Origin of the sequence: Mycobacterium sp. PSTR-4-N, assembly GCF_022348085.1 — a bacterium.
Classification (GTDB): domain Bacteria; phylum Actinomycetota; class Actinomycetes; order Mycobacteriales; family Mycobacteriaceae; genus Mycobacterium.
Map to the genome: position 1 here is coordinate 1 of NZ_JAKRFN010000001.1, position 24,166 is coordinate 24,166.

Annotated in this window: 30 protein-coding genes; 1 reads left to right on the forward strand and 29 read right to left on the reverse strand. The window is 66.4% G+C overall.

Annotated features, from left to right (window positions below; translation table 11 throughout):
* From MHN84_RS00005 to MHN84_RS00135, 27 genes are all read right to left on the reverse strand, one after another.
* Window positions 1-289: hypothetical protein (locus MHN84_RS00005; RefSeq protein ID WP_241202586.1), on the reverse strand; the 289-nt coding region annotated here is incomplete at its 3' end.
* Window positions 286-666, reverse strand: coding sequence for a hypothetical protein (locus MHN84_RS00010; protein ID WP_241202587.1), 381 nt, complete (start codon window positions 664-666; stop codon window positions 286-288). The genes MHN84_RS00005 and MHN84_RS00010, both read right to left, overlap by 4 nt.
* A gap of 190 nt (window positions 667-856) precedes the next feature.
* Window positions 857-1,453, reverse strand: a complete 597-nt coding sequence (locus MHN84_RS00015; RefSeq protein WP_241202588.1) for a hypothetical protein — start codon at window positions 1,451-1,453, stop codon at window positions 857-859.
* A 16-nt stretch (window positions 1,454-1,469) separates the two neighbouring features.
* Window positions 1,470-2,219, reverse strand: coding sequence for a hypothetical protein (locus MHN84_RS00020; protein WP_241202589.1), 750 nt, complete (start codon window positions 2,217-2,219; stop codon window positions 1,470-1,472).
* Entirely contained in the window at window positions 2,219-2,614 is a 396-nt protein-coding gene (locus MHN84_RS00025) for a hypothetical protein (RefSeq protein ID WP_241202590.1), read from the reverse strand. Before MHN84_RS00025 ends, MHN84_RS00020 begins: the two co-directional genes overlap by 1 nt.
* A gap of 17 nt (window positions 2,615-2,631) precedes the next feature.
* Window positions 2,632-2,949 (reverse strand): hypothetical protein, encoded by a 318-nt coding sequence (locus tag MHN84_RS00030; RefSeq protein ID WP_241202591.1) that lies wholly within the window; start codon window positions 2,947-2,949, stop codon window positions 2,632-2,634.
* Window positions 2,949-3,143, reverse strand: a complete 195-nt coding sequence (locus MHN84_RS00035; RefSeq protein ID WP_241202592.1) for a hypothetical protein — start codon at window positions 3,141-3,143, stop codon at window positions 2,949-2,951. Before MHN84_RS00035 ends, MHN84_RS00030 begins: the two co-directional genes overlap by 1 nt.
* A complete protein-coding gene (locus tag MHN84_RS00040) occupies window positions 3,140-3,547 on the reverse strand; it encodes a hypothetical protein (protein ID WP_241202593.1) in 408 nt (135 codons plus the stop codon). The genes MHN84_RS00035 and MHN84_RS00040 overlap by 4 nt, the downstream gene beginning before the upstream one ends.
* Window positions 3,548-3,549: 2 nt before the next feature.
* Window positions 3,550-4,137 carry a hypothetical protein gene (locus tag MHN84_RS00045; protein WP_241202594.1) on the reverse strand — a complete coding sequence of 196 codons (588 nt, stop codon included), beginning with the start codon at window positions 4,135-4,137 and terminating at the stop codon, window positions 3,550-3,552.
* On the reverse strand, window positions 4,134-5,087 hold the full coding sequence (locus MHN84_RS00050; protein WP_241202595.1) for a hypothetical protein: 954 nt from the start codon (window positions 5,085-5,087) through the stop codon (window positions 4,134-4,136). Before MHN84_RS00050 ends, MHN84_RS00045 begins: the two co-directional genes overlap by 4 nt.
* A gap of 49 nt (window positions 5,088-5,136) precedes the next feature.
* Entirely contained in the window at window positions 5,137-6,843 is a 1,707-nt protein-coding gene (locus MHN84_RS00055) for a hypothetical protein (protein WP_241202596.1), read from the reverse strand.
* A complete protein-coding gene (locus MHN84_RS00060) occupies window positions 6,844-7,782 on the reverse strand; it encodes a hypothetical protein (protein ID WP_241202597.1) in 939 nt (312 codons plus the stop codon).
* Window positions 7,779-13,100 (reverse strand): transglycosylase family protein, encoded by a 5,322-nt coding sequence (locus MHN84_RS29810; RefSeq protein ID WP_304654299.1) that lies wholly within the window; start codon window positions 13,098-13,100, stop codon window positions 7,779-7,781. Before MHN84_RS29810 ends, MHN84_RS00060 begins: the two co-directional genes overlap by 4 nt.
* Window positions 13,093-13,416 carry a hypothetical protein gene (locus MHN84_RS00070; RefSeq protein ID WP_241202598.1) on the reverse strand — a complete coding sequence of 108 codons (324 nt, stop codon included), beginning with the start codon at window positions 13,414-13,416 and terminating at the stop codon, window positions 13,093-13,095. Before MHN84_RS00070 ends, MHN84_RS29810 begins: the two co-directional genes overlap by 8 nt.
* A gap of 23 nt (window positions 13,417-13,439) precedes the next feature.
* Window positions 13,440-14,132, reverse strand: a complete 693-nt coding sequence (locus MHN84_RS00075; protein ID WP_241202599.1) for a hypothetical protein — start codon at window positions 14,130-14,132, stop codon at window positions 13,440-13,442.
* Between the two features lie 3 nt (window positions 14,133-14,135).
* A complete protein-coding gene (locus MHN84_RS00080; protein ID WP_241202600.1) occupies window positions 14,136-14,801 on the reverse strand; it encodes a hypothetical protein in 666 nt (221 codons plus the stop codon).
* A 17-nt stretch (window positions 14,802-14,818) separates the two neighbouring features.
* Window positions 14,819-15,352 carry a hypothetical protein gene (locus MHN84_RS00085; protein WP_241202601.1) on the reverse strand — a complete coding sequence of 178 codons (534 nt, stop codon included), beginning with the start codon at window positions 15,350-15,352 and terminating at the stop codon, window positions 14,819-14,821.
* The gene (locus MHN84_RS00090; RefSeq protein ID WP_241202602.1) at window positions 15,349-15,729 is read right to left on the reverse strand and encodes a hypothetical protein; all 381 of its coding nucleotides are present in this window, start codon (window positions 15,727-15,729) and stop codon (window positions 15,349-15,351) included. The genes MHN84_RS00085 and MHN84_RS00090 overlap by 4 nt, the downstream gene beginning before the upstream one ends.
* Window positions 15,730-15,734: 5 nt before the next feature.
* The gene (locus tag MHN84_RS00095; protein ID WP_241202603.1) at window positions 15,735-16,010 is read right to left on the reverse strand and encodes a hypothetical protein; all 276 of its coding nucleotides are present in this window, start codon (window positions 16,008-16,010) and stop codon (window positions 15,735-15,737) included.
* Complete coding sequence (locus MHN84_RS00100) at window positions 16,001-16,417, reverse strand: hypothetical protein (RefSeq protein WP_241202604.1); 417 nt, start codon at window positions 16,415-16,417, stop codon at window positions 16,001-16,003. Before MHN84_RS00100 ends, MHN84_RS00095 begins: the two co-directional genes overlap by 10 nt.
* A 66-nt stretch (window positions 16,418-16,483) precedes the next feature.
* Entirely contained in the window at window positions 16,484-17,452 is a 969-nt protein-coding gene (locus tag MHN84_RS00105) for a phage major capsid protein (protein ID WP_241202605.1), read from the reverse strand.
* Window positions 17,453-17,506: 54 nt separating this feature from the next.
* Window positions 17,507-18,058 carry a hypothetical protein gene (locus MHN84_RS00110; protein ID WP_241202606.1) on the reverse strand — a complete coding sequence of 184 codons (552 nt, stop codon included), beginning with the start codon at window positions 18,056-18,058 and terminating at the stop codon, window positions 17,507-17,509.
* Window positions 18,059-18,158: 100 nt separating this feature from the next.
* Entirely contained in the window at window positions 18,159-19,058 is a 900-nt protein-coding gene (locus MHN84_RS00115) for a hypothetical protein (protein WP_241202607.1), read from the reverse strand.
* A complete protein-coding gene (locus MHN84_RS00120; protein ID WP_241202608.1) occupies window positions 19,058-20,500 on the reverse strand; it encodes a phage portal protein in 1,443 nt (480 codons plus the stop codon). Before MHN84_RS00120 ends, MHN84_RS00115 begins: the two co-directional genes overlap by 1 nt.
* Window positions 20,501-20,519: 19 nt before the next feature.
* Complete coding sequence (locus MHN84_RS00125) at window positions 20,520-22,307, reverse strand: terminase (protein ID WP_241202609.1); 1,788 nt, start codon at window positions 22,305-22,307, stop codon at window positions 20,520-20,522.
* Complete coding sequence (locus tag MHN84_RS00130) at window positions 22,285-22,719, reverse strand: hypothetical protein (RefSeq protein ID WP_241202610.1); 435 nt, start codon at window positions 22,717-22,719, stop codon at window positions 22,285-22,287. The genes MHN84_RS00125 and MHN84_RS00130 overlap by 23 nt, the downstream gene beginning before the upstream one ends.
* A gap of 145 nt (window positions 22,720-22,864) precedes the next feature.
* Window positions 22,865-23,167, reverse strand: a complete 303-nt coding sequence (locus MHN84_RS00135; protein WP_241202611.1) for an HNH endonuclease — start codon at window positions 23,165-23,167, stop codon at window positions 22,865-22,867.
* A 25-nt stretch (window positions 23,168-23,192) separates the two neighbouring features.
* Between MHN84_RS00135 and MHN84_RS00140 the strand changes: the two genes are divergently transcribed.
* On the forward strand, window positions 23,193-23,387 hold the full coding sequence (locus MHN84_RS00140) for a hypothetical protein (protein WP_241202612.1): 195 nt from the start codon (window positions 23,193-23,195) through the stop codon (window positions 23,385-23,387).
* Window positions 23,388-23,591: 204 nt separating this feature from the next.
* Here MHN84_RS00140 and MHN84_RS00145 read toward each other — a convergent pair whose 3' ends face one another.
* Together MHN84_RS00145 and MHN84_RS00150 are read right to left on the reverse strand one after the other, a co-directional pair.
* Window positions 23,592-23,894, reverse strand: coding sequence for a hypothetical protein (locus MHN84_RS00145; protein ID WP_241202613.1), 303 nt, complete (start codon window positions 23,892-23,894; stop codon window positions 23,592-23,594).
* Entirely contained in the window at window positions 23,891-24,151 is a 261-nt protein-coding gene (locus MHN84_RS00150; RefSeq protein ID WP_241202614.1) for a hypothetical protein, read from the reverse strand. The genes MHN84_RS00145 and MHN84_RS00150 overlap by 4 nt, the downstream gene beginning before the upstream one ends.
* Window positions 24,152-24,166 lie beyond the last annotated feature (15 nt).

The following is a 24,166-nucleotide window of genomic DNA, read 5'->3' on the forward strand; positions in this document are numbered from 1 at the left end:
CGGCGTTGCACGCGGCCTGGATCGTCTTGAAGGCTCGATACCAGGTGAATCCGTTGTAGCTGTCGTTGCCGTTGACGGGGTCGACGTACAACCGCAGGGCGCCGGGGATGGGTCGCTCGAGGTCGGGAATTCCGACGCCACCGCTCCATGTCCAGGGATAGCCGGTGAAGACCGGGCCGGGGATGCCGTTGATCACTAGTTGGGCGTTGCCGCCGCCCGCGTCGACAGAGGTGACGTCAACGAGATCCCTTGCGGTGGCGAGGGGGTTCTTCCGGCTGCGGCGCTTCACGACGACACCGCCCCACTGATCGCGATGTCGACCGATGCGACTGCCGATGCCCACGCCAGAATGACGTCGCCAGGGCCGAGCAGGAAACCGACGAGCTCGTCGACTACGCAGGATTCGTCGACGTCCAGCGGTATCCGCGCCAGCCGCGCAGTGCCGCCGCCGGCTTTCGTCACCGCGATGTAGGCGACGCGCGCCGACCCGGAGGTGTTGCAGACCGTCGCGGTCGCGATAGCCGTGGCTTTGCCGTCGTCCTCGTCGTCGTCCACATCTCCCACCGGGCCCGTGTAGACAGCGGTTGATGCCGCCGACAGCGTCGCCGCCACCAAGATGCCGGGGTGGTTCTCGGTGGCTCGAATCAGATTCGGAGTGTTGGCCATCGTCTTCTCTTCCTCTTCAGAAATCCCTGCGTGGCAACGCTTTGGGCGCGGATACGGTCGCGGAGCGTGTCGGATTCCGTCGTGCTCTCAGCGGAGCCGTCGGCGCGGAATGTGGTGATGGACCCCTCGGGGTCGATCACCACTGCGGTTACTTCGGTGCCGGGTTCCTGCTCGGACAGCGGCGGTTGAGTCATCGGCCGAAGGTCATGGTGTAGGCGGCGCTCACGGCCGGAGACACAGAGATGGGTGTGGGGTTGAGGTCGAAGTTGTCCTCGCGGGTGAGCACGAGAAGTCCGTCGCTGTTCACTTCGGCCGACGCGAGGCCCCAGCCCGGTCGGCCTCTACCGAAAGGCTGGCCGGGCCGAGGTGATTCGAGGGGGATGTAGACGGGCCGGTCGTCGTGGGGTGCGTCGAAGTAGATGTCCTGCAGGGGCAGGGTGCGGCCGGCGTGGCTGGCGACGACGGTGAGCCGGTACTGCAGCCTGTCCAGCTCGAGCGTCGGGTCGTTGGCCGGCAGTTTGACGCCGAGCGTGCCGGGGTCTTCGAGGTCGTAGGGTGCGGCGCTGACCGCTTCGATGTCGTACATCTGCCCGTCGGAACGGATATAGCCGGTGACGCGACGCGTCCATGGCAGCAGCAGCGGGCGCGGCGCCAGCTCGTAGCGCAGCATGCCTTTCGGGTCGATGACGAGGTCGAATCGGAACTGGGTACCGGCCAGCCCGGCGACCGCGCCGGACCCGACGACTGTCTTGAGGTCAGCGTGCGCGGTGAACATGATGGGTGGCATCAGCGGGGTCTCCCTTCTACGCCTCGGGCTTGATGTCGAACACGACGCGGCGCGGAATGCCGGGCCGCGGCAGCCTCCGCGCCTTCGCACTCAAACGTGGTTCGACGACAAGCGGTTTCGCGCTGGCCACCAGGTCAGCCGGCGTCAGGGCGACGGTGATGTTGGCCCACGGGCCGGTGTCGGCGCGGGTCGCGGCGAATGATTTCGCGGTGCCGTCGCCGTCGACGTCGCCCGCGAGCAGCCCGATTCCGGTGTTGTTCAGGTACCGCTGCCGCTGGGTGTACGCCTTGAGACCGGTCTTGGTGCCGAATGCCTGGACCGCCATTCCCGCAGCAGGCGGGGTGGCGGCGGCGGTGAGCGCGGTGCCGGTGCCGTACGTCGTAGTGACTGCGCCGAAGTCGTCGACACCGGTGTAGGACAGCGATGTGGCGCGCAGCCAGCGCGGCGCCAGGAACTCACCGGCCAGCACGGCGCGGATTCGACCGCCGGATGGGGCCTCGAGCACGCCGAACAGTTCGAGCCATGAGTCGCCGGTGTTGTTGAACGGCTGCACGCCCAGCGAGGTCATCTCGATGTCGTCGTAGGTGACGGTGCGGTCGAGGTCGCCGATGTCGCCGTTACGGACTCGGTAGGCCATCGGGACGACCAGGGCACGATGAGCACCAACGACTTTCGGGTGCCGCCAGGTGAGGTCGATCTGCGGCACGCTGATCAGCGGCCAGAACTCGGCGGCACCGGGCCCGGTCGCTTCGTGGAAGACAGCCATCAGGCCGCGTCCTCCGCTGCACGGAACGAGATCGGCAGCGACGACAGGTCGATGGTGTCGCCGATGCCCGCGTTAATGGATTCCTCGAGCTCAATGATCGCGATGCAATGGCCGCCAGTCTCCGCGTCCCAGATGCTCAGGTGGGTCACCTGCTCTCGGACAGTGGACAGCCAGTTCACATCGGTCGACGCGAGGACGGTGGCACCGCCTGCGGCCGCCGCCAACGTGACCGCCTCGCGTGTCGTCGTGGTGGACGGGAACGCGGTCCCGGCGTCGGTGGGGTCGCCGAGATGCTTCTGCGCGTAGAGCGCCGTGGGTGGCGTCCAATCCTCTCCGCGCAGGTTGTGGTCAATGACCGTGTCGAGGAAGTAAGTGGTGAAGTAGGAACCGGCCATTTACGTTGCCTCTCTCGTCATTTCAGGAAGCACCGCACGCGATAGGACCGGACGAACCGGCGGCGGCGGAACGTGTCGACGATGCAGGACGCGGCGTAGGTTCTGCCGTTGATGCCGTCCTCGATCGTGAGGGTGGTGTCCAGTTCGGTGAACTGCGAATTCGCGATGGTGATCTCGGCGGACGCGTCGTCGAGCGTCCCGGGGAAACAAATGATCGGTGTCAGCGCGACGATGTGGTCATCGAGCGGGACCAGCAGATCAGCCCAGTTCTGCGTCCAGTCGATACGCTCCCGCGGATCCTTGGTGCCGGTGCCGACGAACGTTTGGCGTGCCATCAGGGCTCCGGGTTGGGCGGGGTGGACACGACCGGCCAGGTCGCGCACTCGGTGCCGTCGCTGTACGCGCCGCCGTGGACGAGGTCGACGATGAGCCACGCCCGCATGGGTTCTATCCATGCGGTGCGGACGGCGGTCTGCAGCGTCTCGGGGTTCTGCTTGACGACACCGGGCGGGACGTCGGTTGCGGTCACAGTGCTGCCTCCAATGCTTCGACTCGGCTGGTGATGTCGGCCTTCCAAGTGGCGTAGTCGTCCAACCAGTCGCTGATCGCTGTCTGCACCTGCGCGGCAGACCTGTTGGTGAGCGAGGTGCCGGTGAACGCCTGGTAGATGGCGTCACGCAGTTGGCCGACCGATGGGACGAACGAGTCGGCGAAGGTGCCGGAGGTGACCTGGGTGGCGTCGATCCCGGACTGCACGGTCGGCTTGATCCGCTTTCCGCCCCAGTGGGGCAGGATGCCGGCGGGCGCGTGCCGGGCGAGCAGGTCGGCTTCGACGTTCTCGCGGGTGCGCTCCGGCAGACCGGAAACTGAGCCGTCGTTGCCGGTGACCTTGTACAGGACGTCCGGATTGACCCCGGCGGGGCCGTTGGGCATCGTCATTTGATGCTGTCCGGTATCTCGATCTGGCGGGCGTCCTGTTGCTGCTGCGCGAACGTTGCCAGCAGCTCGCGGGCGAGCGCCTTGCGGGGGCCGTCGTCACCGAGCGCCGCGGCGGCCTGAGCCTGCTCGACGCGTTCCACCATGCCGGCCAGCGCGGGCACCTTCTCGGCCGCCATCTGCAGCACCCGTTCGAAGTTCACCGGGGCCGGCATCGGGACTGTCTCGGTCGCCAGATCCGGGTGAATCCGCCAGCCGAGCCCGTCGAGTTCGGGCGCGACCTGTGGGCATATCCGCGGCGGAAGCATAGTCTGCAGCACCAGTGACAGCCGCGCGCACCGCTCAATGCGCTCGACGTCTTCGCGCGGCGTGGACTTGCGCCGACCGAGCTCGGTAATCCGAGGGACCATCGGCGCCCAGTTGCCCTGCCGCGGGTCGCCCTCCCGGACCAGCGTCTTGACCGCCAGCTCGGGATGCAGGCGCGTGCCGAAGGGGTGGAGCTTTTCGGCCAGCATTGTGCGGGCCGGGGGCGGCAGAATCCACAGCGTGCCGGCCAGGGCGGCGATCTCCTGCTCGACCGTGGTCATGCGGCGTCCCGCGCGGCCATCGACGTGACCTGGATGCCGCGCGTCGCCAGCGACGCCTCGAAGTTCATGCCGAGGTGCCGGTATCCCTTGCCGTTTGGAACCATCTCGGTCTCGTCGACCCACTGAGTGAGCGGTTCCAAGCTGGCGTTCTTGTACGCAGACAGGGTGCGGTCGCCGTAGGTGTAGCGCAGCCGGTAGTAGTCACCGTTGGCGGCCGTGTTCGGAACGGCAGCACCCTGATAGATGTTGCTGATCGGGCCGTTGAGCACGCCGAGATGCAGGTACTGGTGGCCGGTGCCGGTCTCGAGCTCGCACACGAATCCGGTGTTCAGTCCGATGTCGCAGCAGATCGCCACACCGGTCTTGCCGGCCTGGCTGTTGAGCCGGTTCACGACAGTGAAGCCGACCTCGACGGAATCTGAACTGAACTCCTGCCAGAACCGGATCGCGGACTCTTTGAAGAACGCGTTCTTGACCGAAACACCGTTCGGCAGTGAAAGATCCGAGTTGTCGTTGATTACCGTCTGTCCCCACACGGTTTTCCATTTCCGGCCGAGGACGTCGCGCTGGAAGCTGTCGGTGAACGACAGCGCCGGAGTCACCGACACCGGCAGGGCGTTGGAGTACATCGCCTCGCGGCGGATGACCTTGCCGTGGCGGATCTGGAAGGTGCCGTCGTTGGTGTCCAGATAGATCTCGAAGTTCGCGCCGGCCGGGATCGGGTCCATGACGTCGGGGTCGCCGTAGAACTCGATGCGGTCGGGGTAGACGTCGCCATCGAGGGTGAGAAGCACGTCGCCGTTCGTGCCGGTGAAGATGATCGTCGCGGCGGCAGCCTCTGGCCATTCCCTCAGCCCGCTTGTGTGGGGTAGGAGGTAGGGGTGTTCGCTGCGGCGCGGGTTCCAGGTGCTGCCTCGGGAGAGGACGACCGCCGAATTCAACGATTGCACGGCATCGCTCCCTCCGTATTCGAGTTACGTTCTTTGCCAATAGTTTTCGTCATTGGACGATGTGCAGTCCGATGTCGGCGATACGGTCCATCGCCAGTTTGAACATGCGGGCGTTGCGTTCACCGCGACTCATCGCCGCCTGGTTCAGGCCGACCTTCATCTGGAATTCCGATTTGCCGGACTCGTCGAAGACGTGGGTCATGTCCTTGACCTGGTTGGTGAACATGATGTCGATGCCGGCGCGCTGCAGCAGGCCGTCAATGGAACCGATCCGGTCACCGATCTGGCAGTGCAGACCCGGGATCAGCCAGGTGGAGTCGTCGATGACCATCTGGTGGCCGGTCTCGTCGGCGGTGTCCTTCATACCGCCGCGGGCGGTCGCCAGCGCCGACAGCGACCAGATGTTCTGTTCGGCGCCCGACTGGTAAATCTCCCACAGGTGCGCCCATCCGAGTTTCCCTGCCCGCGCGCCGTTTTCGAACTGGCCCCACGCCAAGATCGTGCCGACGAGGAACGGCATGACGATGTCGCTGGCGATGTCCCCGAGTGAGTCGAACCCGGCGAGCAGGAAGTAGCCGAGCAGGTTGCCGATCGACGAAATCATCAGATCCGCGATGGCGTCGACGGTGGGGTTGTCTCCGCCGACGATCACCTGCGAGGCGGTGGCGTTCGAGTAGGTGACTTGTGACTGCAGCGGGTTGTACCGGGAGTCGCGCACCGTGATGCCGGGCTTCTTCGCCCGGGTGCCCATGTGTCCGGACTGCCAGTACTCGTCCGGGGTGAGTGACTGGTCGTCGGTGACGAACTCGAGGACACCTTCGAGTAGGTCTTCGCTCCATGTGAGCACTGTGCGGGCAAATCCGAGTGCGGCGTTGCCGGTCATGTAGGTGCCGTCACCGGTAGCGAAGCCGGAGCGGTCCTGCACCTCGAACACCAGTGCTCCGTTGGCGACGTTGTTGTCCAGCAGGCCGGTGACGGTCTCCCCTTCGGCGGTGAAGATCCGCCGGTAGGTCATGGACAGCTGTGCGTCGTCCATTGGGTCGGCGATCACCGTGTCGACGCCATTCATGCGGGCCGCGAACACCCCCCACAGCGACGAGTCCTGGCTGAACTTTGGCGCCTTGATGTGCGCCTGCCAGGTCGACCGGTCGAGCGAATCGGCGTACTGCTGAGGGTCGAACGGGTCATCTGGGAGCGTCCAGACGTTCGCCTGCTGCCGAACGAAGTTCATTTCGCATACGGCGGAAGCACCCCAGGCGCTAGGTGCGAAAATGAAGAGATCCCTCGGGAATTGGAAGATTGGGATCGGTAGTGCGGGGTTCGGGGGGCAGAGCAGGAACTGCAGCGTCTGCAGGTCGTCGTTGAAGTAGGCGGTGACATAGTCAGCGCCGTCGACGGTTTCGGTGCCCCAGTGGTGCATGAGACCGGACCAGCGCCACGCCCCGCCGTACCGGTCAACCCGAATCACGACGTTCTTGCACTGATCTGGGTCGTTGGGGATCGTGAGAATCCACTTCGCCATTGGGTGTCGCGCCGGCAGCGTGATCACACCGGGCGACGAGACGTTGTCGCGCTGCTGAAACTGGCCTTTCGAGCAATCCAGGACGTTGATGCGTCCGCGGGGTTGCAATCCGATCTCGCCGGGCACGTTCCGGTACAGCCGGATCTCGGTCTGCGCCCGCTGCAGAGCCTTTCGTTGCCGACGGATCTCGTCGGTGATCTCGCGAACCCCATCGAGAGACGCGAGATTCGGCACTCAGACCACCAGCGGCGTGGAAAACGGCGAGTCGTACCAGCGCGGCAGTGTCAACGTGAGCGCGGCGCCGTCGGAGACGTTCGTGGCGCGGACTACGCAGCCCTGCTCCGGATCGGAGTCGCCCTTGCCCGGTGGGATGGGATATTCGAAGTCTTTGCCTTCCGAGCGCAGCCCGACCGGGGTCTCCCACTCCGAGATGTAGGTCTCGAGGTCCGGTCGGGTGTAGACCGTGGTGCGACCATCACCTTCGACGATGAGCGGTGTCGGAACGGTCTTGCCGGCGTCCTCGATGCCGCGGCCGTGGATTTCGTTGCCGAAGCTGTAGTCAGGCAGCCAGAACTTCGCGCCGTACGTCAGATCCCATTCGGGCCAGATGTCGACTGTGCCCGGATTGAAGTACGGCAGCGTCCCCCAGAAGCTGCCCGATCCATCGAATTCGAGCGAGTAGCGGTCGGGCTTGCCGACGTAGAACGGTAGCTCGGCGGCCATCACCTGCACCAGCGACCCGTAGGCGAAGATGTGCGGGTCGATGTTCTCGAAGTTCTGGGTGGAGAACGACGTCGACGTGTCGAACGTGCGCACCTTGAGGACGCGTTCACCGTCTGCCGAGGTGTAGACGATCTTCGCCTCGTCGGACGGCGAGAACATGGCCTTCCAACGCGCGCAGATCAGGTGCCAGAGATCCTTGTCCTGATCGAGGCGCGTCCCGGTCTCCGGGTTCATGATGTGGATCGTCCAGACGACGTTGCGCAGCTTCGGTTTCCACGACTGGAAGAACTGACCGAACGCATAGTTCGCGTAGTTCGTCTGAATCGGCATGTCGAACAGGCCTTTTGACCCCGGAGCCAGCAGCGGACCCCAAGTCAGCGACTTATCGGAGATGCGGCAGAAGTCCCCGTTGACACCGATCACGTCAATGGTGTCCAGACCGGGCCTCACCTGCGGTGATTCGCCATCTCTGCTTGGAAGGCAACGTTATCGGCGAGCTCCATCCGGTTCATCAGGCGGTCGACGTCGCTGATGCCGTTGAAGTTGTACGTCTTGTTCCCGCCCGCCGACATGCGAAGGTCCGGGAAGCTCTGCTCGTGCAGCACGGACTGGCCGTAGGCGCGGGCCCCGGGTTCGCCGCCGAAGCTGCCCGGCACGGAGCCGACCAACGCCGACGAGACGACGTTCGCGAGACCCTGGACGATCTTGCCGCCCTGCTGGAAGCCGCCCGCGATCAGCGACCCGGCCAGCCCGCCCAGCGGCCCGCCACCCGCGGCGCCGATGCCCATCGACGCGGCAGTCGCGGCGAGGTTACCGAGGGTGGCAGCGCCGGACTGGATCGCGGTGTTGATCCAGTCGAGGTTGTGGTTCAGTGACTTCGGTGCCGGAGCGACCGTCGGCGCGGCGCTCCCGCTCGCAGCCGGTCCCTTCGCGGGCGCCTGCGCCGCCGGTGCCGGGGTCGGAGCCACCGGGGCGACCGTCTGCGGCGCCGGCGCAGGTGTCGGTGCTGACGGCGGCGTCTGCGGCACGACCGTCGTCGGCCGGGGCGCGGGCGCCGGGGTGATCGTCTTGGCGTTCGGCACCTGGAAGTTCGGCCGCGGCGGCGGCACCACGACACCCGTCGGCGGCGGGCCACCCGCAGCGAGACCGGGAAGTTCCTTCGGGTCGACGAGGCCGGCGTTCAGCCTGTGCAGGAACGCATCCGGCACGGTGGCACGGCCGCGCGCGGAGATCATGAACTCGTCCGGATGGACCTCGGCCAGGAACCCGCCTGTCGGCCCGGGGCCCTTTCGTGACGGCGTCGGCCCACCGGACTCCATGCCCGGGAACCCGCTGGGCGCGAAGTTCACGTGCAGGTGATTGAAGTGGTCCTTCTGCTGCCACAGGATGTAGTCGATGCCGAGCTCCGACTGGTGCTGTTTCAGCCACGCGTAGAGCTGGTCGCCCTGCGCCTTGCCGGCGGCCGGCGTCGGGTCGTTGAGTCCGCCAGCGCCGGGGATCATCACGTCGAGCGCAAGGCCCGATGGGTGCCACTTCAACGCGTCAGCGCGGACACCGCCGATGTCGGTGGCCCACGGGAAGTTCGCCTGGATGGCGTGCTTGCCCTTGAGCGTGTTGATCTGCAAACCGTTTCCTGAACCGCCGCTGCCACTGCCGCTGCTGGCGGCGGTCTTCCACGCGAACGTGTTGGGCCACGCACCCGGGCCCTGCGCCGCCAAGATCTTCTCCGCGATCTCGATCTGCTGAGCCTTCGACGCCTTGTCAGCGGTCGGTGCGTACGCGGTGCCGCCGAACTGCTGCCATGTCGAATCCAAGATCTGCAGGCCGCCGCGGTAAGGGCCACCCGAGTTGTCCGAGGGGGCCTGCCAGTTGCCGCTCGATTCGCGCTGGGCGATCGCCTCCCAGTCGGCGCCGCTACCGGTAGCGCCCGGCGTCGCCCCGCTATACAGCGCGCGCAGAGTGTCGCTATCGAGCGTGACGCCGTACTGGGACGCCAAGCCGGTCGGGTCGACGGCGAAACCGCCGCCGCCGCCTTGAGAGTTGAGCCCGGCGAGCGCCGCCAGCGGGCCATCGGAGCCGAGCGCGAAACCGGCGACCTGCGTTGCTGCCTGGGTGTACGGGTTCGACGGCGACAGAATGCTGCCGCCCAGCCCCACAGCATTCAGGCCGCCCTGCCACAGGATGCCGGCCGCCTGCGTCGCTGTGTTGACTCCCCAATTACCCAAGTAGTTCAACGACTTCCCTACCCATTGCGTCACCGCCGACTTCGGATCCGGAGACGCCAGCCCGCCGAACAGGCCTGCGAACCCGGGCAGCCCGGCCGCCCGCGACGCGAAGTCGCCGCCCGGTGTTCCGGCCTGCGTCATCGCCGGCATGTCAGGCAGCTGGATCGCCGCGTCCGCATTCTGCAAGCCCTGCGCGACACCCGGCAGGGACGACACCAAACCGATGGCGTTGCCGATCGGACCCTGGATGCCGGAGGTGATGCCGCCGACAAGGCTCGAGATGATTCCCCCGCCGCCGGAGGTCGGGTTCGACGCGATCGGCGCGTTCGGCACAGCAGCCGGGCCGGGCGCCGAACCGGGGGTAACGGGGTTTCCGTGCTCGTCGACGACGCCACCCTGGTCGAAGCGGGGCACCTGCGCTGCCGGGACGACGAGCTCGCCGCCGTGCAGGATCGCGACGCGGGGGCCGTGGCCGGGGACGAGGCCGCCTGTCGCGTACTTCTTGATGTACGGCGAGTCCAGCGGCACGGTCGCTGTCAGCGTCCCGTCCGGGTTCGTGATGAACGGGATCTTCTGCTGTGTCAGCTGATCGGCAAGATTCCCAGGGACTGTAACCCGGTAGTCGGTGCCGCTCGACGCGACCTTCGCATCATCGGGGAACGGCGAGCCAGCACCCGGCTTGATTTCAAACCGGCCCTGCTCAGCTTGGTTCTGCTGTTGGGCACCCTGCTCAGCGGCAGGGATACGTCCCAGCGTGCGGTTCAAATAGCCACCCGACAACACCGACGCTTGACCAGTAGCCGACAGCTGTTGCGCGATCTCGGCGAGGTCAGCAGTGTTCATCAGCGACGGATTGCCCTTCGCCTTCTCGGCGAGGACAGCGTTGTAGCGTTCGAGTGCCTTGGGATCGCCGATGAGGGCAGAGAGCAGCAGATCCTGGTTGATCTCGCCGCCGGTCTGCGCGCTAATTGCCGCCGCCCGCTTCGACAGATCCTTATTGACCTGGAACTCGGGGACCAGGTTGTTCTTGAGCAGAATGTCTCTGATCTGTTGTGTCGCCTCGGGTTTCCCGACAAGCGCGTCGGCGTACAGATCCGGAGCAATGCCCAGCGACTCGGCGGCCGACAGCGCGTTGCCCTTGCTGATGCCCGGGATACCCCCGCCGGGCTCACCGCTGGCGTCGTAGTTGCGGGCACCCTCGATCGCCTTCGAACGGGTCAGCGCCGTTACCTTGCCCGTGGTCCGATCCAGGGTGCTCTCGAGATTCCGGACGTCGGACTCAAAATTCCGGACCTGCTCCGCGGACTCCTGGTTCTTCTGGTCGAGGTACTGCAGCGCCGTGATGACGCCCGGGATCGCCACGGTGGCCAGAGCGCCGAGCACACCGGCGCCGGCCGCCGACCCGCCCAGCGCCGACAGCGCGCCGGAAAACTTCGACAACCCGGATCCACCCTTGCCGACCTTCTGGAACGTAGAGTCGACGTCGGCCATCGCCTTCTTCGCGTCGTCCCGCGTCCGGTAGAAGCCGGTGCCGATACCCGTCAGCCCGGAGGACAGCAGTCCGAGCCCGTTGCGGACGCCGTCAATGACGGGATTGATGGTCTTCCACGTCAAATACGCTGTGAGAACACCTTTTACGAGATCAGGGTGATCGCCGACGAGATCGGACAGTGTCTTGAACAGGTCGATCAGGCTCGACACGTACGGCTGCGCGCCGTCGGCGAGGCTCTTGAACGCGCCCGGCAGCTTGGCGAGCAGTTCGCCCCAGTGCCGTAGCTGCTCGAGCCCCTCGCGGAAGAACTCCCGCATCTGGTCCTGGCCCTCGGGTGATTCGAGGAACGTCTTCATGCGGGCGGTGATGTCTTCGAGCCACTGCAGGAAGCTGCCCCCGCCGCCCGCGGCCTGTGTGATGGCGCCGAACGACTGACCGATGTTCAGCACCGAGTTGCCCAGCGACGTCATCCCGTCGAGGCCTTCGTTGATCCACTTGTCGAGGCGACCGTCTTTGTCGGCGGCTTCGATGAAGTTCGCGAACCGGGTGGCGACGTTGCCGAGCGCGTCGGCGAGCCGGGGCAGCGAGTCGGTGCCGGCCGCGGCGAGAGTGCCGATACCGCGGACGAGCGGGTCGATGGCCTTCGACAGCCGTTCCTGCGCCTCACCGGTGTTGCCGAGAATCCGGTCGATCAGCCCGGTTCCGCGGGTGCTGCCGATCGAGGTGAAGAGGGCGGTGATGTTGTCGTTCCACGCCGCCGAGATCCGCGTCATGCCCGTTTCGAAGTGCGGAGCCAGGTCGTTGGCGAACTTCTCGAATTCCTCTGCCTTGCCTTCGAACAGCGGTTCCTGCGCCGAGTTCCGGAGCCGATCCCACAGCGGTTGCATGTCGACGAGCTGCTGCACAAATTTCTGCGCCGACGGAGACAGATTGTCCATAGCCTGCGCGGCAGCCTTCTGCGCCGCGGACTGCTTATCACTGGCCGCGGCGACCGCCGCGTGCGCCTCGGCAACCTGCTGATCCGAGCGGACGACGCGCTCATTCGCGGCGACGACGCGGTCGCTGTTCTCGACACCCTTGGCGTTGACGTCGTTGAGCTTCTGGGCGGTGTCGGCGTTACGGGCCCGGACCTCGAGCACCCGCTGGTCGGCCTCCTGAACGCGCAGCGCGGCGTCGCGGATGTCGCTGTACTTGCCGCGCGCGAGGTCCTCGCGGGCCTTCTGCGCTTCCAGCACGGCGCGGGACTCGGAGATCAGGCCGCCGCGCATCTCGATGTTGAGGTCACGCTGCTCGTTGCGGGCGTCGCGAATGGCCTGCGCCTGGTCCTTGCGTGCCTGCGCGGAGTCGACGACCGCGTTCCGCAGCTGGTTCTCGGCCGCGACCGACGCGCGGGCCTGCGCGGCGCTGTCCTGCCCCGACGACTGCGCCGCCTTGGACACCGCGTCGTAGGCGTCCTTGACCCCAGACAGGCCGAGCGCCAGCGTGCCGATGCTGGCGCCCGCGCTGGTGATCGCGCCCGGGACGACGAGCGCCGCGCCGGACACCTGCTGCAGCGCGCCCGCCAACTGGACGAGCGCGACCGTCGCCGGCTGCACGGCCGCCAAACCGACGACGCCGATGTTGACCAGCAGATCCGTGCGGCCAAAGCCGCCGAGCTGCCGCCGGACCGCGCTGGTGTCGACGTCGACCTTGAGTTCGATGTTCCGCGCTTCTTCGCGGGCACGGAGCAGCCGCAGCTGCTGCTCGGCCCGCGACGGGTCCGCCTCGACGTCGACCTTGATGCCGAGACGGTTGGCCCGCTCCCGAATCCGCAGGGCGCGCAGCTTGTTCTCGGCCTCGGTCAGATCAAGGTCGAGCTCCGTGTCCACCGGTTTGGAGATCTCGCGCTTCGCCCGTTCGGTCTTCTCCCGGAATCGGCTCGTGTCGGCCGAGACCTCCACTTCGAATCCCGGATCCCGCACGGACCGCAGCTGCCGGCGCAAATCGCGAACAAAGTCGTCGGCGTTCGGCCGAATCCGGACGGAGGCGCTACCCGCTGAATACTCAGGCATGAGCGGCCTCCTTCCGGGTTTTCGGCCGCGGCATCGCGGTCGTCTTCATGGATGCGGCGATGTCGGCGTCGAGTTCGGCGAGCTCGTCGTTCGCCTTGTCGATCGCCAAGATCTCTGCCGGGAACAGCGGTCCCGCCGGGAACGGGATGCTGTAGTTCTTGGTCATCGCCCGAAGCAGCTGCGTCACAGTGACGTTCAGCTTGTGGATCTCGCTGACCGTGCGGCTGTACCCGACGATGTCGGGCCGAGCCGGGGTGTCTTGCTGTGCCCGCAGTGCCTGCGTGAACGCCGGGTAGTGCCGTTTGTCCCGCAGCAACGCGGCCTGCGTACGAGAACCGTCTATGCGGGCGACGGTTTCCGCGTAGTTGAGGAACTCTCCCCACGGCCGGTCGAAGCACCAGTCTCGGGCTCGGACTCCGAGGTGGTGGGCGAAGTCACCTTCGAGTTCGTCCCAGTAGTACCCGAGGTAGTCGAGGAGTCGCTGCCTTTTCCCGGTTGCTCACCGGCGATCTCGGCGATCAGCGGATGCTCCGGCTCGGCCCTCGACAGCGCCTCGAGCAGGGCGGTGACCTGCTGCTCAAGCTGGTCGATACGGTCCTCGTCCTCTTCTGAGGGCAGCCGCAGGAACTGCACCTTGAGCGCCTCATAGAACGCTTCCCGTTCCCAGTCACCTCGGTCTTCGAAGTACGTCTCGACCGCGTCGATCTGGTCGGGGCCGACCAGCGCGCGGGTGTAGGCGTCGTCCGCGGCCTCGATCGCGTCGCGGATCTCGGTGACTTCGGCTTGCGTGGCGCCGTTGCGGACCGCGTTCACGGATGCGGTGATCGCGGCCTGAGCAGCGAGCGTGGCCCGCGACATCGCCCGGACTCGCTTCGTCGTCGGCGGCTGCAGCACCAGATCCTTGGTGATCTGGAACGGCTCGATCGCCTTGCCCTTGCTGCGGGTCTCGGTGAGCACCTCGGCCCACCGGCCGACGGGCGCCCCGTCCGCCACCGTGGACGGGGCGCCCTTACTGCGCGGCTTCGTCGCCATAGATCAGGAACCCGCCCCGAAGCCGGGATCAACACCCGCGTCCTGCATCGCCTTCCAGCCCGGACCGAAGATGTCGACGATCAGCGGCTGGCCGAGCAGTGCGTCCTCGCCCTGGAAGTTGATCGTGTACGGGTAGGTCGCGACCTCGGCGTCGGTCAGCTGCGTCTCCGACCGCTCGGAGATGTTGGTGCGGTTGCCGATCCACGCGATGTACCACGGCAGCCCGTTCCACTTGTCCTTGCCGAGCAGGACGGTGCGGGACAGGATGATGTCGGGCAACTGCTCGACACCGAACGTCACGCCACCGGACTGGTCGTAGTCGACGCCGGACAGGTCGGTGCCCAGCCAGTTCTCGAGGTTCTGCTTGGTGGTTTCCTGCGGCGTCAGCCCGATGGTCAGGTCGCGCTGCGTCGGCAGCTGCCGGGTCGGGCCGCCCTCACCGTGCGACCGGATGTCGTTGATGGTGACCGCGTTGGCGAGCCGGCCGCCCTGCTGCTTGTCGTGCAGGCCGACGACCTGACCGTCGTCCGGCAGCGCCAGCGCACCGGTCGTCGGGTTGTGGACCATCTCGATCAGGTCGGTGGTCAGGTACGGGTACTGGATGACCCGCAGCTGACGCGGCGCGAACATGAGGTCGCGGCGCGTCACATCGGGATTGGTTGTGACCATGGCGTTTTCTCCTTTGGTTACCAGTCGATGCCGAGCGCATCGCGATAGTCGGGCAGGCCGCGCGGACGGTCCGCGTGGATCTCCCACGTGGTCGTGACCAGGCGGTCGTCACCCACTTGTTCCGGGATTAATTGCGGCCCAACAACTTCACCCGGAACAGTCATGAAGGTTGTTGAGACTCCTGAGAGGTGCGGTTGTTCGCGGGCGACGTCGCCGCCTTCTTCGAATTCGCACAGCACGTCGGTGACGTAGGACATGAGCAGGTTGGACTGGTCCCGGGACTGGGTGACCGCGCCGATCTGGGTCATCGAGACGTCGGACCACTGCTGTTTCCGCTTGTTGACGTGGCCGCCCATGCGGTGCACCAGCAGCAGGCCTTTGCCGGATTCCAGCCAGTCCTCGCGGTCGTCGAGCCGGGTCAGCCACGGCTCGACCTTCACCCCGGTCAGGCCCTGTGCTGCACCGTTGTCTTGAAACATGAACAGGTCGCGGATGAGCCGTTCGACGTCCCACCGGCCGCCCTTCCACCACTGCGGGTAGGCGATCGTCATGACATCGATGACATGATGGCGAGCACCTTCACCAGGTCGTCCGCGGCGTGGTGTCCGCCGGTACGGACCGGGCCGTCAGCGCCAGGTTGGGCGGGGCCTTCGACAGTGCGCTTGGTGCCGAACTCGTGGGCGGCGCCGTAGCCGCCGCGCGGGAGTCCGCGGCCGACGGACATATCAGCGACGATGCGGTCGTGCTTGAGCCCGCCGATCGCGAGGTCGATGCGAGCAGACGCTGCCAGTGCGCCGCTGTCCTTGGCGACGATGCTGCGGTACAGGTCGCGCGCATGCCCGCCGGCTTCACGCATGACGCGGGCGCAGTCGCCGGACAGCAGCCACGAGGTGAGGAACGGGTTCGGGGACGGGATGTCGTGTTGCACGGGGGTCACCTCTCCGTGGAGATCTCGAACTCGACGTAGCCGAGGTCGTCACCGGTCAGCGGGTGGTCCATGTCCCACTTCCGTTGCCCGCGAACCCAATACGTCGTGCCCTGGTAGGAGAACTGGTCGCCGTCTTTCAGGTCGGAGCCGCGGGGGACGAACAGTTGCGGGGGGACGACGACCGCGTTCGCGATCGCGTTGAGGTCGCTCCACTGGTTTTCGCCGAAGTCGGTGTCGGCCCGTTTCGGCGCGATAGTGGCGCCGGTCGGGTTCAGCAGCACCGATCGCTCCGGACGGTGCCCATCGTGGTGGCCCGGAAGCCGGAGAACACCGTGCGCAGCCGGGTCTTGTCCGCCTTGGTCAGCCACGGCTGCCTCGACGTGGCGTCGGCGTTGAACCGCACCGTGGCGCCGAGCGGACCCATGGTCTGGGTCTTCGAGTCGACGAACTGCGGCACGTTGCTCTCTTCCGCCGCGTACAGCCGCGCGACGACGTCAGCAGTGACGGAGGTGACGACGGCGGGGATCGGGTGCTCCGTGTCGGTGGGGTCGTACTCGACGCCGATGTAGCCCTCGACGAGCTCGGACGCGTTCTGGGCGCGGCCGGGCAGCTTGTTCACCTCGTCGCTGGTGAGGTCTCGTTCCAACGCGGGCGACTGCTCGACGGCGGTCTTCGATACGGGAATCACGTTTTCACCGCCCTTCCCGTCCCCCGGGCCGGGGGAAGATCGGCCCGGGGGTTGGGGGTTGAAGGATCAGCTGCCGCCGGCGGGGGTGACCAGCGCGACGGGCGAGCTGGTGTGCAGCTGCGAACCGAAGGCGATGTTGTCGCCGAGGACGTAGGCGTAGCGGGCCTTGAACCGCAGCGCGACCATGTCGCGCTCGGCCAGGTTGATCCCGTTGACGGTCGCCTCGGTGAGGTACTTCACCTGGATGTCCTGACGGACGCCGATGATGACGCGGGAGCGGTCGACGACCATCGCGGTCGCCATGTCCGGGTCCCACACCAGCTGGTCGCCGCCGGAGCCGTCGTCGACGGTGCCGGTGACGAACTTGGTGTTCAGGCCGTGCACGGTGCCGTCGGACCACGGCGCGGCGGCCAGCGGGCCGGCGTAGATCGGCGTCCCGTCGGCGTTGCGCTGGTTCGACAGCTTGAACTGCAGACCCATCTTGGCCAGCAGCGTCGACGGCTCGTAGCGGTCGGCGAGCTTCTCGGCGCTGTTGAGGATCTGCCCCGACAGGTCTTCACCGGCGACGGCGGAACCGATCTCGAAGACGTTCCCGCCGGCGGTGGCCGACGCGAAGAGGTCGTTCGAGTTCCACGTGGACGGCTTGTTGATGCCGAAGCACACCGCGGCATCGAGGGCGAACGCGATCGCTTCGCCGCCGGCCTTCGCGATGTCGAGCAGCACGTCCTCGGTGGCATCGTCGATCACGTTCTCGTGCACAGGCACGATGACCGCGAGTTCCTCGGCCACGAGGTTCTTGTTGCCCCACGTCACCTTGCCGGTCGGCTTCACACCGGCGGCGTCGGTGGCCGACTCCGAGACCCACTTGGCGTGGGGCTTGGTCGCCATCACCGGCATCTTGGTGGTCTTCGTGCCCATGTTGCGGGTCGGGAACGCCTGCAGCACTGCAGACGTCTTGGCGGCCCAGGACAGGAAGTCGGTCGCGTATGCGTCCTGGATGAGGGTCGCCACGTCGGAGCGACTGATGTCAGCCATGTTGGTTCTCCTTTTGTTTCATGGCATCCCGCGACGTGACGTCGGGGAAGTTGGCTACCTGTTGGCCCCGAGGGAGCGCAGCGCCGAAGCGGCGCGTTCCTTCTTCGACTGGCCGTCAGGTGTGGATGCACCGGAGCGGAGCGGCCCGTTGTCGCGGGGCCCCTGGGTGCCGAACTTGTCGACGAGCTTCTGCACGTCGGCTTCGATCTCTTCGCTTGTGGTGCCGCGGACGCGGTCCCACAGATCAGGGTCGAGACCCTTTGTTGCAGCGATCTTCTGACGGTCCAACTGCGTCCGCAGCTTGCCGTTGTCCTTCTCCGAGGTCTCCCACTTCGACTTGAAGTCGGACGCCGCGTCGTTCGCGGTTTGCAGTTCCGTCTTCTGCGAGGCGGTCAGGGCGTCGAACTGTTCGGCCTTGGCCTTGAAGTCGTCGTGCCCCTCAAATCGCTTCTCAGTGTTGCGACGTTCCTCTGCCAGAAGCGCATTCACGCGGTCCTGGGTGAACGTGGCGTCCGCGTTGCTTCCCGCACCGCCAGGCGCCGCGCTGCGGCTACCACCCTGGTCAGGTCCGTTGTTCTGCTGCTGATCACCCGTTGGCTGGGTCATCGGTAGTACCTCCGTGTGGAGTCAACCCACGAAAAACCCGCCATCAAGTACTGCCGTCGTGGTTCGACAGTCACCCGAAGGTGTTGTGGCGGTGGCTATTTCAGTGCGCGTCGCTGTTGGAGCGCATGTGCGCGAGTACGGCGTTGATGTCGATGGCGCCGTACTCGCCTTTCGTCTTCCCGGCGGACTGCGTCGCCTTCACCGCGGCGATGTAGTCGTCCTCCCACCGCTGCACGTAATCCGGTGGCTCATAGTCACCGCTGCGGACCGGCACTGGGATGCAGCGGCAGTGGTCGTGGTACTTCTCCCCCAGCGCGCGTGTGCCACGCGTTTGGCCGGTGTACTCCACCCGCCGCGCAGGGTCCGGCAGGCCGGCCATCCGTGCTGCTGCGCGTTGTCGGCGTTCCGCTCTAGTCATCTGCTTCTCGCGTCCCACCACGAATTTCGCGGACTGCTCGGAGTGGTACACCGGACCGCGGGTGGCCAGCAGCCTGCAGAACGCGCACGCGGTGGCCGACGCGTACCGGGCCCACCGCACACCCTCGGTGTTCGCGTTGTCGGTGAGCGTGTCCCGGGCCGCGTTCGTCACGAGGCGTTTCGCCGACCCCGACAGCCTGTCGACCGGGGTCGCCTTGCCGGGTGCGTACAGCGCCCAGTTGATCGTCTTGTCGAGCTGCGCCGGGGGGATGTCCACCACCGGTGTGGCGGTGAAGTCGGAGTCTGGCTTGAGTTCGTCGTACCAGCGGGCCGCGATCGCCGCGGCGGCCTGCCCGTTCTGCTCCAAGATCCGTGGGAACACCTGCCGCAGCAGCGTCGGGAACTCTGGGTGTGCGCTGTTGTACTGCGCGAAGAACTGCACCACCTGCTGCACCGTGACGGCGGCCAGGTCGCCGAGAATCTGCTGCAGCGCCTCGGCCTGAACCACCAGATCGGTGGTGTTGGCCGCGACGATCAGGCCACCGGCGACGCCCGCTGCGGACGCCGCCTGCGGCGCCGTCACTACGCTGTCCGTTCAGCCAGGGCAGCGACTTGCGGATCCTGTGTCGCCGCGGCGGCGGCCGGGCGCAGCGCCGACACCAACTGCGTCACGGTGCTCGCCTGGCGGGACTTCTCGGCGGCGGCCTTGAGCGCGGTGATCATCTGCTGCGAGATTCCGGGGACCAGTGGCAGCAGCGGCTCGATCGGGAGTCCCTCGTGCAGCGCAGACGCGATCTTGTAGATGCCGTCGGTCATTGCACCGAATGCGCGCGCCTCGGTGTCTTTCCAGATCACCTCGGCGCTCTCGTCCTCTGCGGTGGCGGCGTCGCCGTCCATCGCGGCCGACAGTTGCAGCAGCTGCTCGTGCGATTCGCCGTGCGACTCCCGCATCGCGCCGAGCTTGCGCTGTTGGTTGCGCTCGGCGGCGGCCAGCGCATCCGCCGACAGGTTCACCATGCCCGACATCACGTAGGTCGGGGAGATCTGCGCGCGCCGCGCCACGTGTTCCTCAAGCTTCTCGATCAGCGCGTTGTACGGCTCCAACGAAGCGCCCTGCAGCCGTGACGCTTTGACGTCTGCATCCTCGAAGGTCCACGTCTTGTTGACCGCGGTCTTCAACAGATCGTTTCGCGTGCCCGTCCAGCCGGCGATCACGTTCTGCGGGTGCGCGCCGTACCGGGCCACCATCAGCCGGTCGAAGTTGACCTCGTTGATCGCACGCTGGTCGATGACCAGCCGGTCGATCTCGCCCTCGATGAGGTCTTCGGAGTCCGGGCGGTTGACGTACCGCACCACCGGGCACACCGGCCGACCGCGGAACACACCGCCGTGCGCGCGGGCGGTGCCGACACTGCTCTCACCGACCGAGATTGGCACCTTCCGGATCTTGTCGTCCTCGTCGCGGATCGGTGCTGACAACTCCCCCAGGTCCAGCGGGTAGATGTGCGTCGCGTCGAACAACAGTCCCTTGCGCCGCGGCTTCCCATCGGTGCTGTCGACCCACGTCTCGAGCGCGTACTGCGGCCACCAGTCGACCTGTGGATCGCGATACAGCGCCAAGAGTTGCCGCGGCGACCGGGGACGCCACTTGAGACCGTCGGATTCGCGTTCAGCGACGACGTAGCCGACCCCGTATTTCACTGTCGACGTGTAGATTTCGGCCTGCCGCGCGTCCATGCGGTTGGCCTGCCACTTCTTCCACGCCTCATCGTTCACTTCGGCGTCGCCGCGGCGGTAACCCACCACCGACAGGTTCTGGATGAACGCGTCGAGCACAAGCGTCAGGACGTTGTGCACGCAGATCGCGTGGATTTCCTTGACCTCTTCGTCGGCGTCGTCCGGAATGTGCGGGCGGCCGATCTTCCCGTCGACGTACTCGTCGATCCGGTCAAAGGCGGTGAGTTCGTGCTGATGGATCTGCCACATGCGGCTGATCAGCGGAGGGATCTGGTCTGCTGTGAGCACGGAAGCACCTCCCCTCTGATCAGAAGAACGTCGCCTTGCCGGAGCGGCGCTTCTTCAACTTGCCGCTGTTCAAAGCGATTCGGGCGCCCATGTTCGAGCCGACCATGCACACCGCGAGGTCGACGTGCTTCTTCGAGTCGCGGGTCACCTTCGACAGCGACGTGCCCCACTCGTTCGGCCGGTTACGGGCGTTGTGGACGTGCTGGCGCAGCGTCGGATGCCCGTCGTGGCGCAGCGGACCGTCCTTCTGTTCCTCGTTGATCCACCGCTGCACCAGCATCGCGTTCTCGGTGAACATCTGATTGCGGGCCACGCCGCCGCGCTGCGACAGACGCATATCGAAAAGCACTGCGTTACCGATGGTTTCGCCCGGGGTCGCCCAGACCGGGAGCTTCTCTCGGTAGTCGCGGTGCAGCCCGTCGATCACCTCGCGCCAGTACAGCGCCTCTTTCTCGTCGTCCTCGGCCGGCGAGGGGTCGATGCCGAACCACACCACGTCGTACCGCTCCAAGATCGCGCGGGCTTTCGCGTCGACCTCGGCGCGCGGAGCCAGCCACGGCGTCTTCTGCGGCAGGCCATGCGGCCGTTCCCACACCGCGTCGCCGAACGGGACGAAGCTGTACATGTCCGACAGTCGGGTCGCCATCATCGCCGTCGCGTCGCCGGATTTCGAGCAGTCCAGGAACAGTGCGATCTGGTCCTTGTCCGCGACAACCTGCTGCTCGGCGGTACCGATGAGGGCGTCGAAGTAGTCCGGCTCCACCCACGCGTCCTCTTCGGTGGCCAGGCCGTTGAGGTAGAACCGAATCGAATCGGCCACCGAAGTGCGGGCGTCGGCCATCTCCGCGGACTTGCGCTTGATGTCGTTCCACGATGCGTCGAGGTACGCCTGCTGCAGACCCCGGGTCCGGCCTTCGGCCGTCTCGATGTCGAACGGCGGGGCCGCCTCGATCGAGTGATACAGGATGTCCCTGTCGCCCTTGTATCCCGGCGCCTGCTGCTTCTGCCACGCCCGATAGGCCGCTTCGCCCTCGGTGTCCGAGCCCTGCCGGTGCGCGTTGGTGTACTCGCACATCCGCGCCTGGATGTACTCCGGCGACTTGCCGACGTTGCGTCGGGCCATCGTGGCGACCTTGGATCCGCCGTTCGACTTCGACATGTGGTGCGTCTCGTTCAGCGCCACGAATGTCGCCGGGTCGCCCTCACCAGATTCCTCTGACGTCGGCGGGATCTCGAAGCGCGCACCAGTGCCCTTGATGATCGTGCGGGTCTCCCCGCAGTCCAGCCCGTAGAAGTCGCGGGCGTCGCGACTCCACATCGCGTTCGCCACGCGCAGGACGTCTTTCGACTGTTCCTGCGAGTTCGACATCACCTGGACCAGCGGGAAACCCCGCGCACGGCCGATCGGGCGGTTCGTCCTCTCGTCCCAGTCGTGCAGTTCGACCGGGCCGAGCAGCTCGCAGTTGCACATCGCGCCGGCCATCGGGTCTTTGCCCGTGCCCTTGGCGCCGCGGATGATTCCCGACCGGTAGGTGAATCGGCCGTCGGAATCGACGTGATACCAGAGGATCAGGAACCGGCGCTGGAACCGCGTCCACCGCCACGGCGTGCCGAACTGATAGTGGATCAGGCCCGGCTCGTCGGTCCGGCCCTCCGACCAGTCGATGATCGCCGGACCAAGACTGCTGCCGGCCAACGCCATCCGCTCATCCGGATCGTCCGGCCACGGCAGCGTCCACCACGCGCCCGTCTCTTCGTCGACCTTGTACCCAGGTAGGAGAAGCTCAGAGGTCGCGGTAGTCGGCAATGTTGGTCACCCCGGCATCGGAGTCGCCGTCGTTGCCCCCGGACTTCGGCTCGATGTACCGGATACGCAGGTCACGCCGATAATCCGCAGTCGTGCCCAGCACCTTCTCGCGGTTCCGCAACTCCGTCGCGAACTTCGGCTCACCGCTCTCGTGGAACTGGGCCGCGAGCTCGATCGAGTCCATCGCGAAGTCCCACTCGGCCGGACCCCACAGCTTGCAGTGCGGCATGGTCCGCCAGGCTTCCCACTTGTCCTTCGTCCGCTTCATCCACGGCCGGCCATTGCTCCGCTGGCGCGGCAGCTTCGGCCCGTCGGCGTACGGGACGTTCTCGACTTCGGTCCAGTCGTAGGTCGGCTTGTTCCGATTGACGGCCTGGCCTTCCGGCTTCGGCTTGCGGCCCGTTACTGCCATAGCGGACCTCCAATCGAATTAGCCGAGGCGTGTTTCAGATGTACGAAACGCGCGCTGGTGAAAGGTTCCCGTTTCATGCGGACAGGCAGACGCTATGCCATCCGGCGCTGGTCAGGGGGCTGAGGGGGGTCATACCCCCGGGGGGTTAGGGGGTGAGGGCGTCGGCCGGGTGGCGTCGCGGTGGGCGTTTGCCGGAGCGGCGTTCGCGTCCGCGGGTTGCCTCGGCCTGGGTCTTGGGGCCGTGGCATGGGACGCATCGGGTGATGAGGTTCTCGAGCAGGTCTTCGCCACCCTCGGCGCGGTTGATGATGTGGTCGGCGTGGACTTGGCCTTTGTTTGGTTCGGCTTCGAATCCGCACTGTTGGCAGGTCCAGTGGTCGCGTTTGAAGCAGGCTTGCTGCAGCTTGTATGGGACGGTGCGGCCGACGTCAGGGTCGCGTTCCCACACGGGTGTCTGCCTCGTAGATGAATGCATGTACGTCTTCGGGCAGCCCGTCGAAGTCGTGCTCGAAGCCGCATCGCTGGGCTTCGGTGACGGTTCCTTCGAAGACCACGCGCCGGTTGGTGTGGGTCAGGCCGTGGGGCTTGCATGCCTTGTCGAATGCCTCGACAGCCGCTGTGTCTACGTGCGCCAGCGCGCCGTCGACACGGCGAAGGAAGTCGTGTGAGACGGGAATGATGACCCTGAGCCTGTCGCCTGTGGTTGGAATGCTCATTGCTCAATCACCTGTCGTGCGTGGCCAGGAGTAGCCGCAGAGGCAGTCGTGGTCGCCGTCGTGGTTGGCGGCGTGGATGCAGAAGTGGCGGTTATTCCACACCTCGTCGCAGGTCTCAACCTTGCAGTGCGGTGTGGTGGTGCTGGGCACGGGAAGCTACGCGCGGGGTGGCCAGGACCAGGTGCCGGGTGCGGGCGTCTCGGAGTACGGGATGGCGTACTCGCGGTAGTCGCCACCCAGCCCGTGCACGACGAGGTCCACGGTGGTGTCGTCAGGCAGTTCGGGTACCAGCGCGGCGGGGCGGCCCTTGCCTGACAGGGTGCCGTCAGGACCGGGGCCCCAGCGTTCGATGACGTCGAGGTTCGTGGTTGCCCGGGTACGCAGCACGATGGCCGGCGAGACGATGCCGTCGCCGTTCTTCGAGTGGTAGTGCACGATGCGGCCGATGGTGGGGTTCATCCGTGGTTCCGTTTCTCGCTGGGTGCGTGGCCTGGTCGTGCTCCGGTGGCCTCTTTGTGGAGGTTGGAGCACAGGCCGCTGATCTCGCGGTCGGGCAGGGGCTTGCGTCCGCTGCGTTCGATGGCGCCGTTGATCTCGGTTCGGCAGCGTTCGAAGTCGCCGGGTTGGCCCCAGCGGATGCGGGCGGCTCCGGCGCCGTGTGCCCAGTACTGCTTGAGGTCGTGGGCTTTGCCGTCGCCGGGGTGGGTGTCTGCCATGTCTGCCTCCCGTGG

Coding starts and splice junctions, on each gene's coding strand:
- MHN84_RS00080 (WP_241202600.1), bottom strand. CDS start 14,801: ATGGTCACAACCAATCCCGATGTGACGCGCCGCGACCTCATGTTCGCG.
- MHN84_RS00040 (WP_241202593.1), bottom strand. CDS start 3,547: ATGCCCAACGGCCCCGCCGGGGTCAATCCGGACGTCCTGTACAAGGTC.
- MHN84_RS00150 (WP_241202614.1), bottom strand. CDS start 24,151: ATGGCAGACACCCACCCCGGCGACGGCAAAGCCCACGACCTCAAGCAG.
- MHN84_RS00010 (WP_241202587.1), bottom strand. CDS start 666: ATGGCCAACACTCCGAATCTGATTCGAGCCACCGAGAACCACCCCGGC.
- MHN84_RS00110 (WP_241202606.1), bottom strand. CDS start 18,058: ATGACCCAGCCAACGGGTGATCAGCAGCAGAACAACGGACCTGACCAG.
- MHN84_RS00045 (WP_241202594.1), bottom strand. CDS start 4,137: ATGACCACGGTCGAGCAGGAGATCGCCGCCCTGGCCGGCACGCTGTGG.
- MHN84_RS00145 (WP_241202613.1), bottom strand. CDS start 23,894: ATGAACCCCACCATCGGCCGCATCGTGCACTACCACTCGAAGAACGGC.
- MHN84_RS00020 (WP_241202589.1), bottom strand. CDS start 2,219: ATGGCTGTCTTCCACGAAGCGACCGGGCCCGGTGCCGCCGAGTTCTGG.
- MHN84_RS00015 (WP_241202588.1), bottom strand. CDS start 1,453: ATGCCACCCATCATGTTCACCGCGCACGCTGACCTCAAGACAGTCGTC.
- MHN84_RS00085 (WP_241202601.1), bottom strand. CDS start 15,352: ATGACGATCGCCTACCCGCAGTGGTGGAAGGGCGGCCGGTGGGACGTC.
- MHN84_RS00130 (WP_241202610.1), bottom strand. CDS start 22,719: ATGGCAGTAACGGGCCGCAAGCCGAAGCCGGAAGGCCAGGCCGTCAAT.
- MHN84_RS00075 (WP_241202599.1), bottom strand. CDS start 14,132: ATGGCGACGAAGCCGCGCAGTAAGGGCGCCCCGTCCACGGTGGCGGAC.
- MHN84_RS00140 (WP_241202612.1), top strand. CDS start 23,193: ATGTACGTCTTCGGGCAGCCCGTCGAAGTCGTGCTCGAAGCCGCATCG.
- MHN84_RS00105 (WP_241202605.1), bottom strand. CDS start 17,452: ATGGCTGACATCAGTCGCTCCGACGTGGCGACCCTCATCCAGGACGCA.
- MHN84_RS29810 (WP_304654299.1), bottom strand. CDS start 13,100: ATGCCTGAGTATTCAGCGGGTAGCGCCTCCGTCCGGATTCGGCCGAAC.
- MHN84_RS00025 (WP_241202590.1), bottom strand. CDS start 2,614: ATGGCCGGTTCCTACTTCACCACTTACTTCCTCGACACGGTCATTGAC.
- MHN84_RS00030 (WP_241202591.1), bottom strand. CDS start 2,949: ATGGCACGCCAAACGTTCGTCGGCACCGGCACCAAGGATCCGCGGGAG.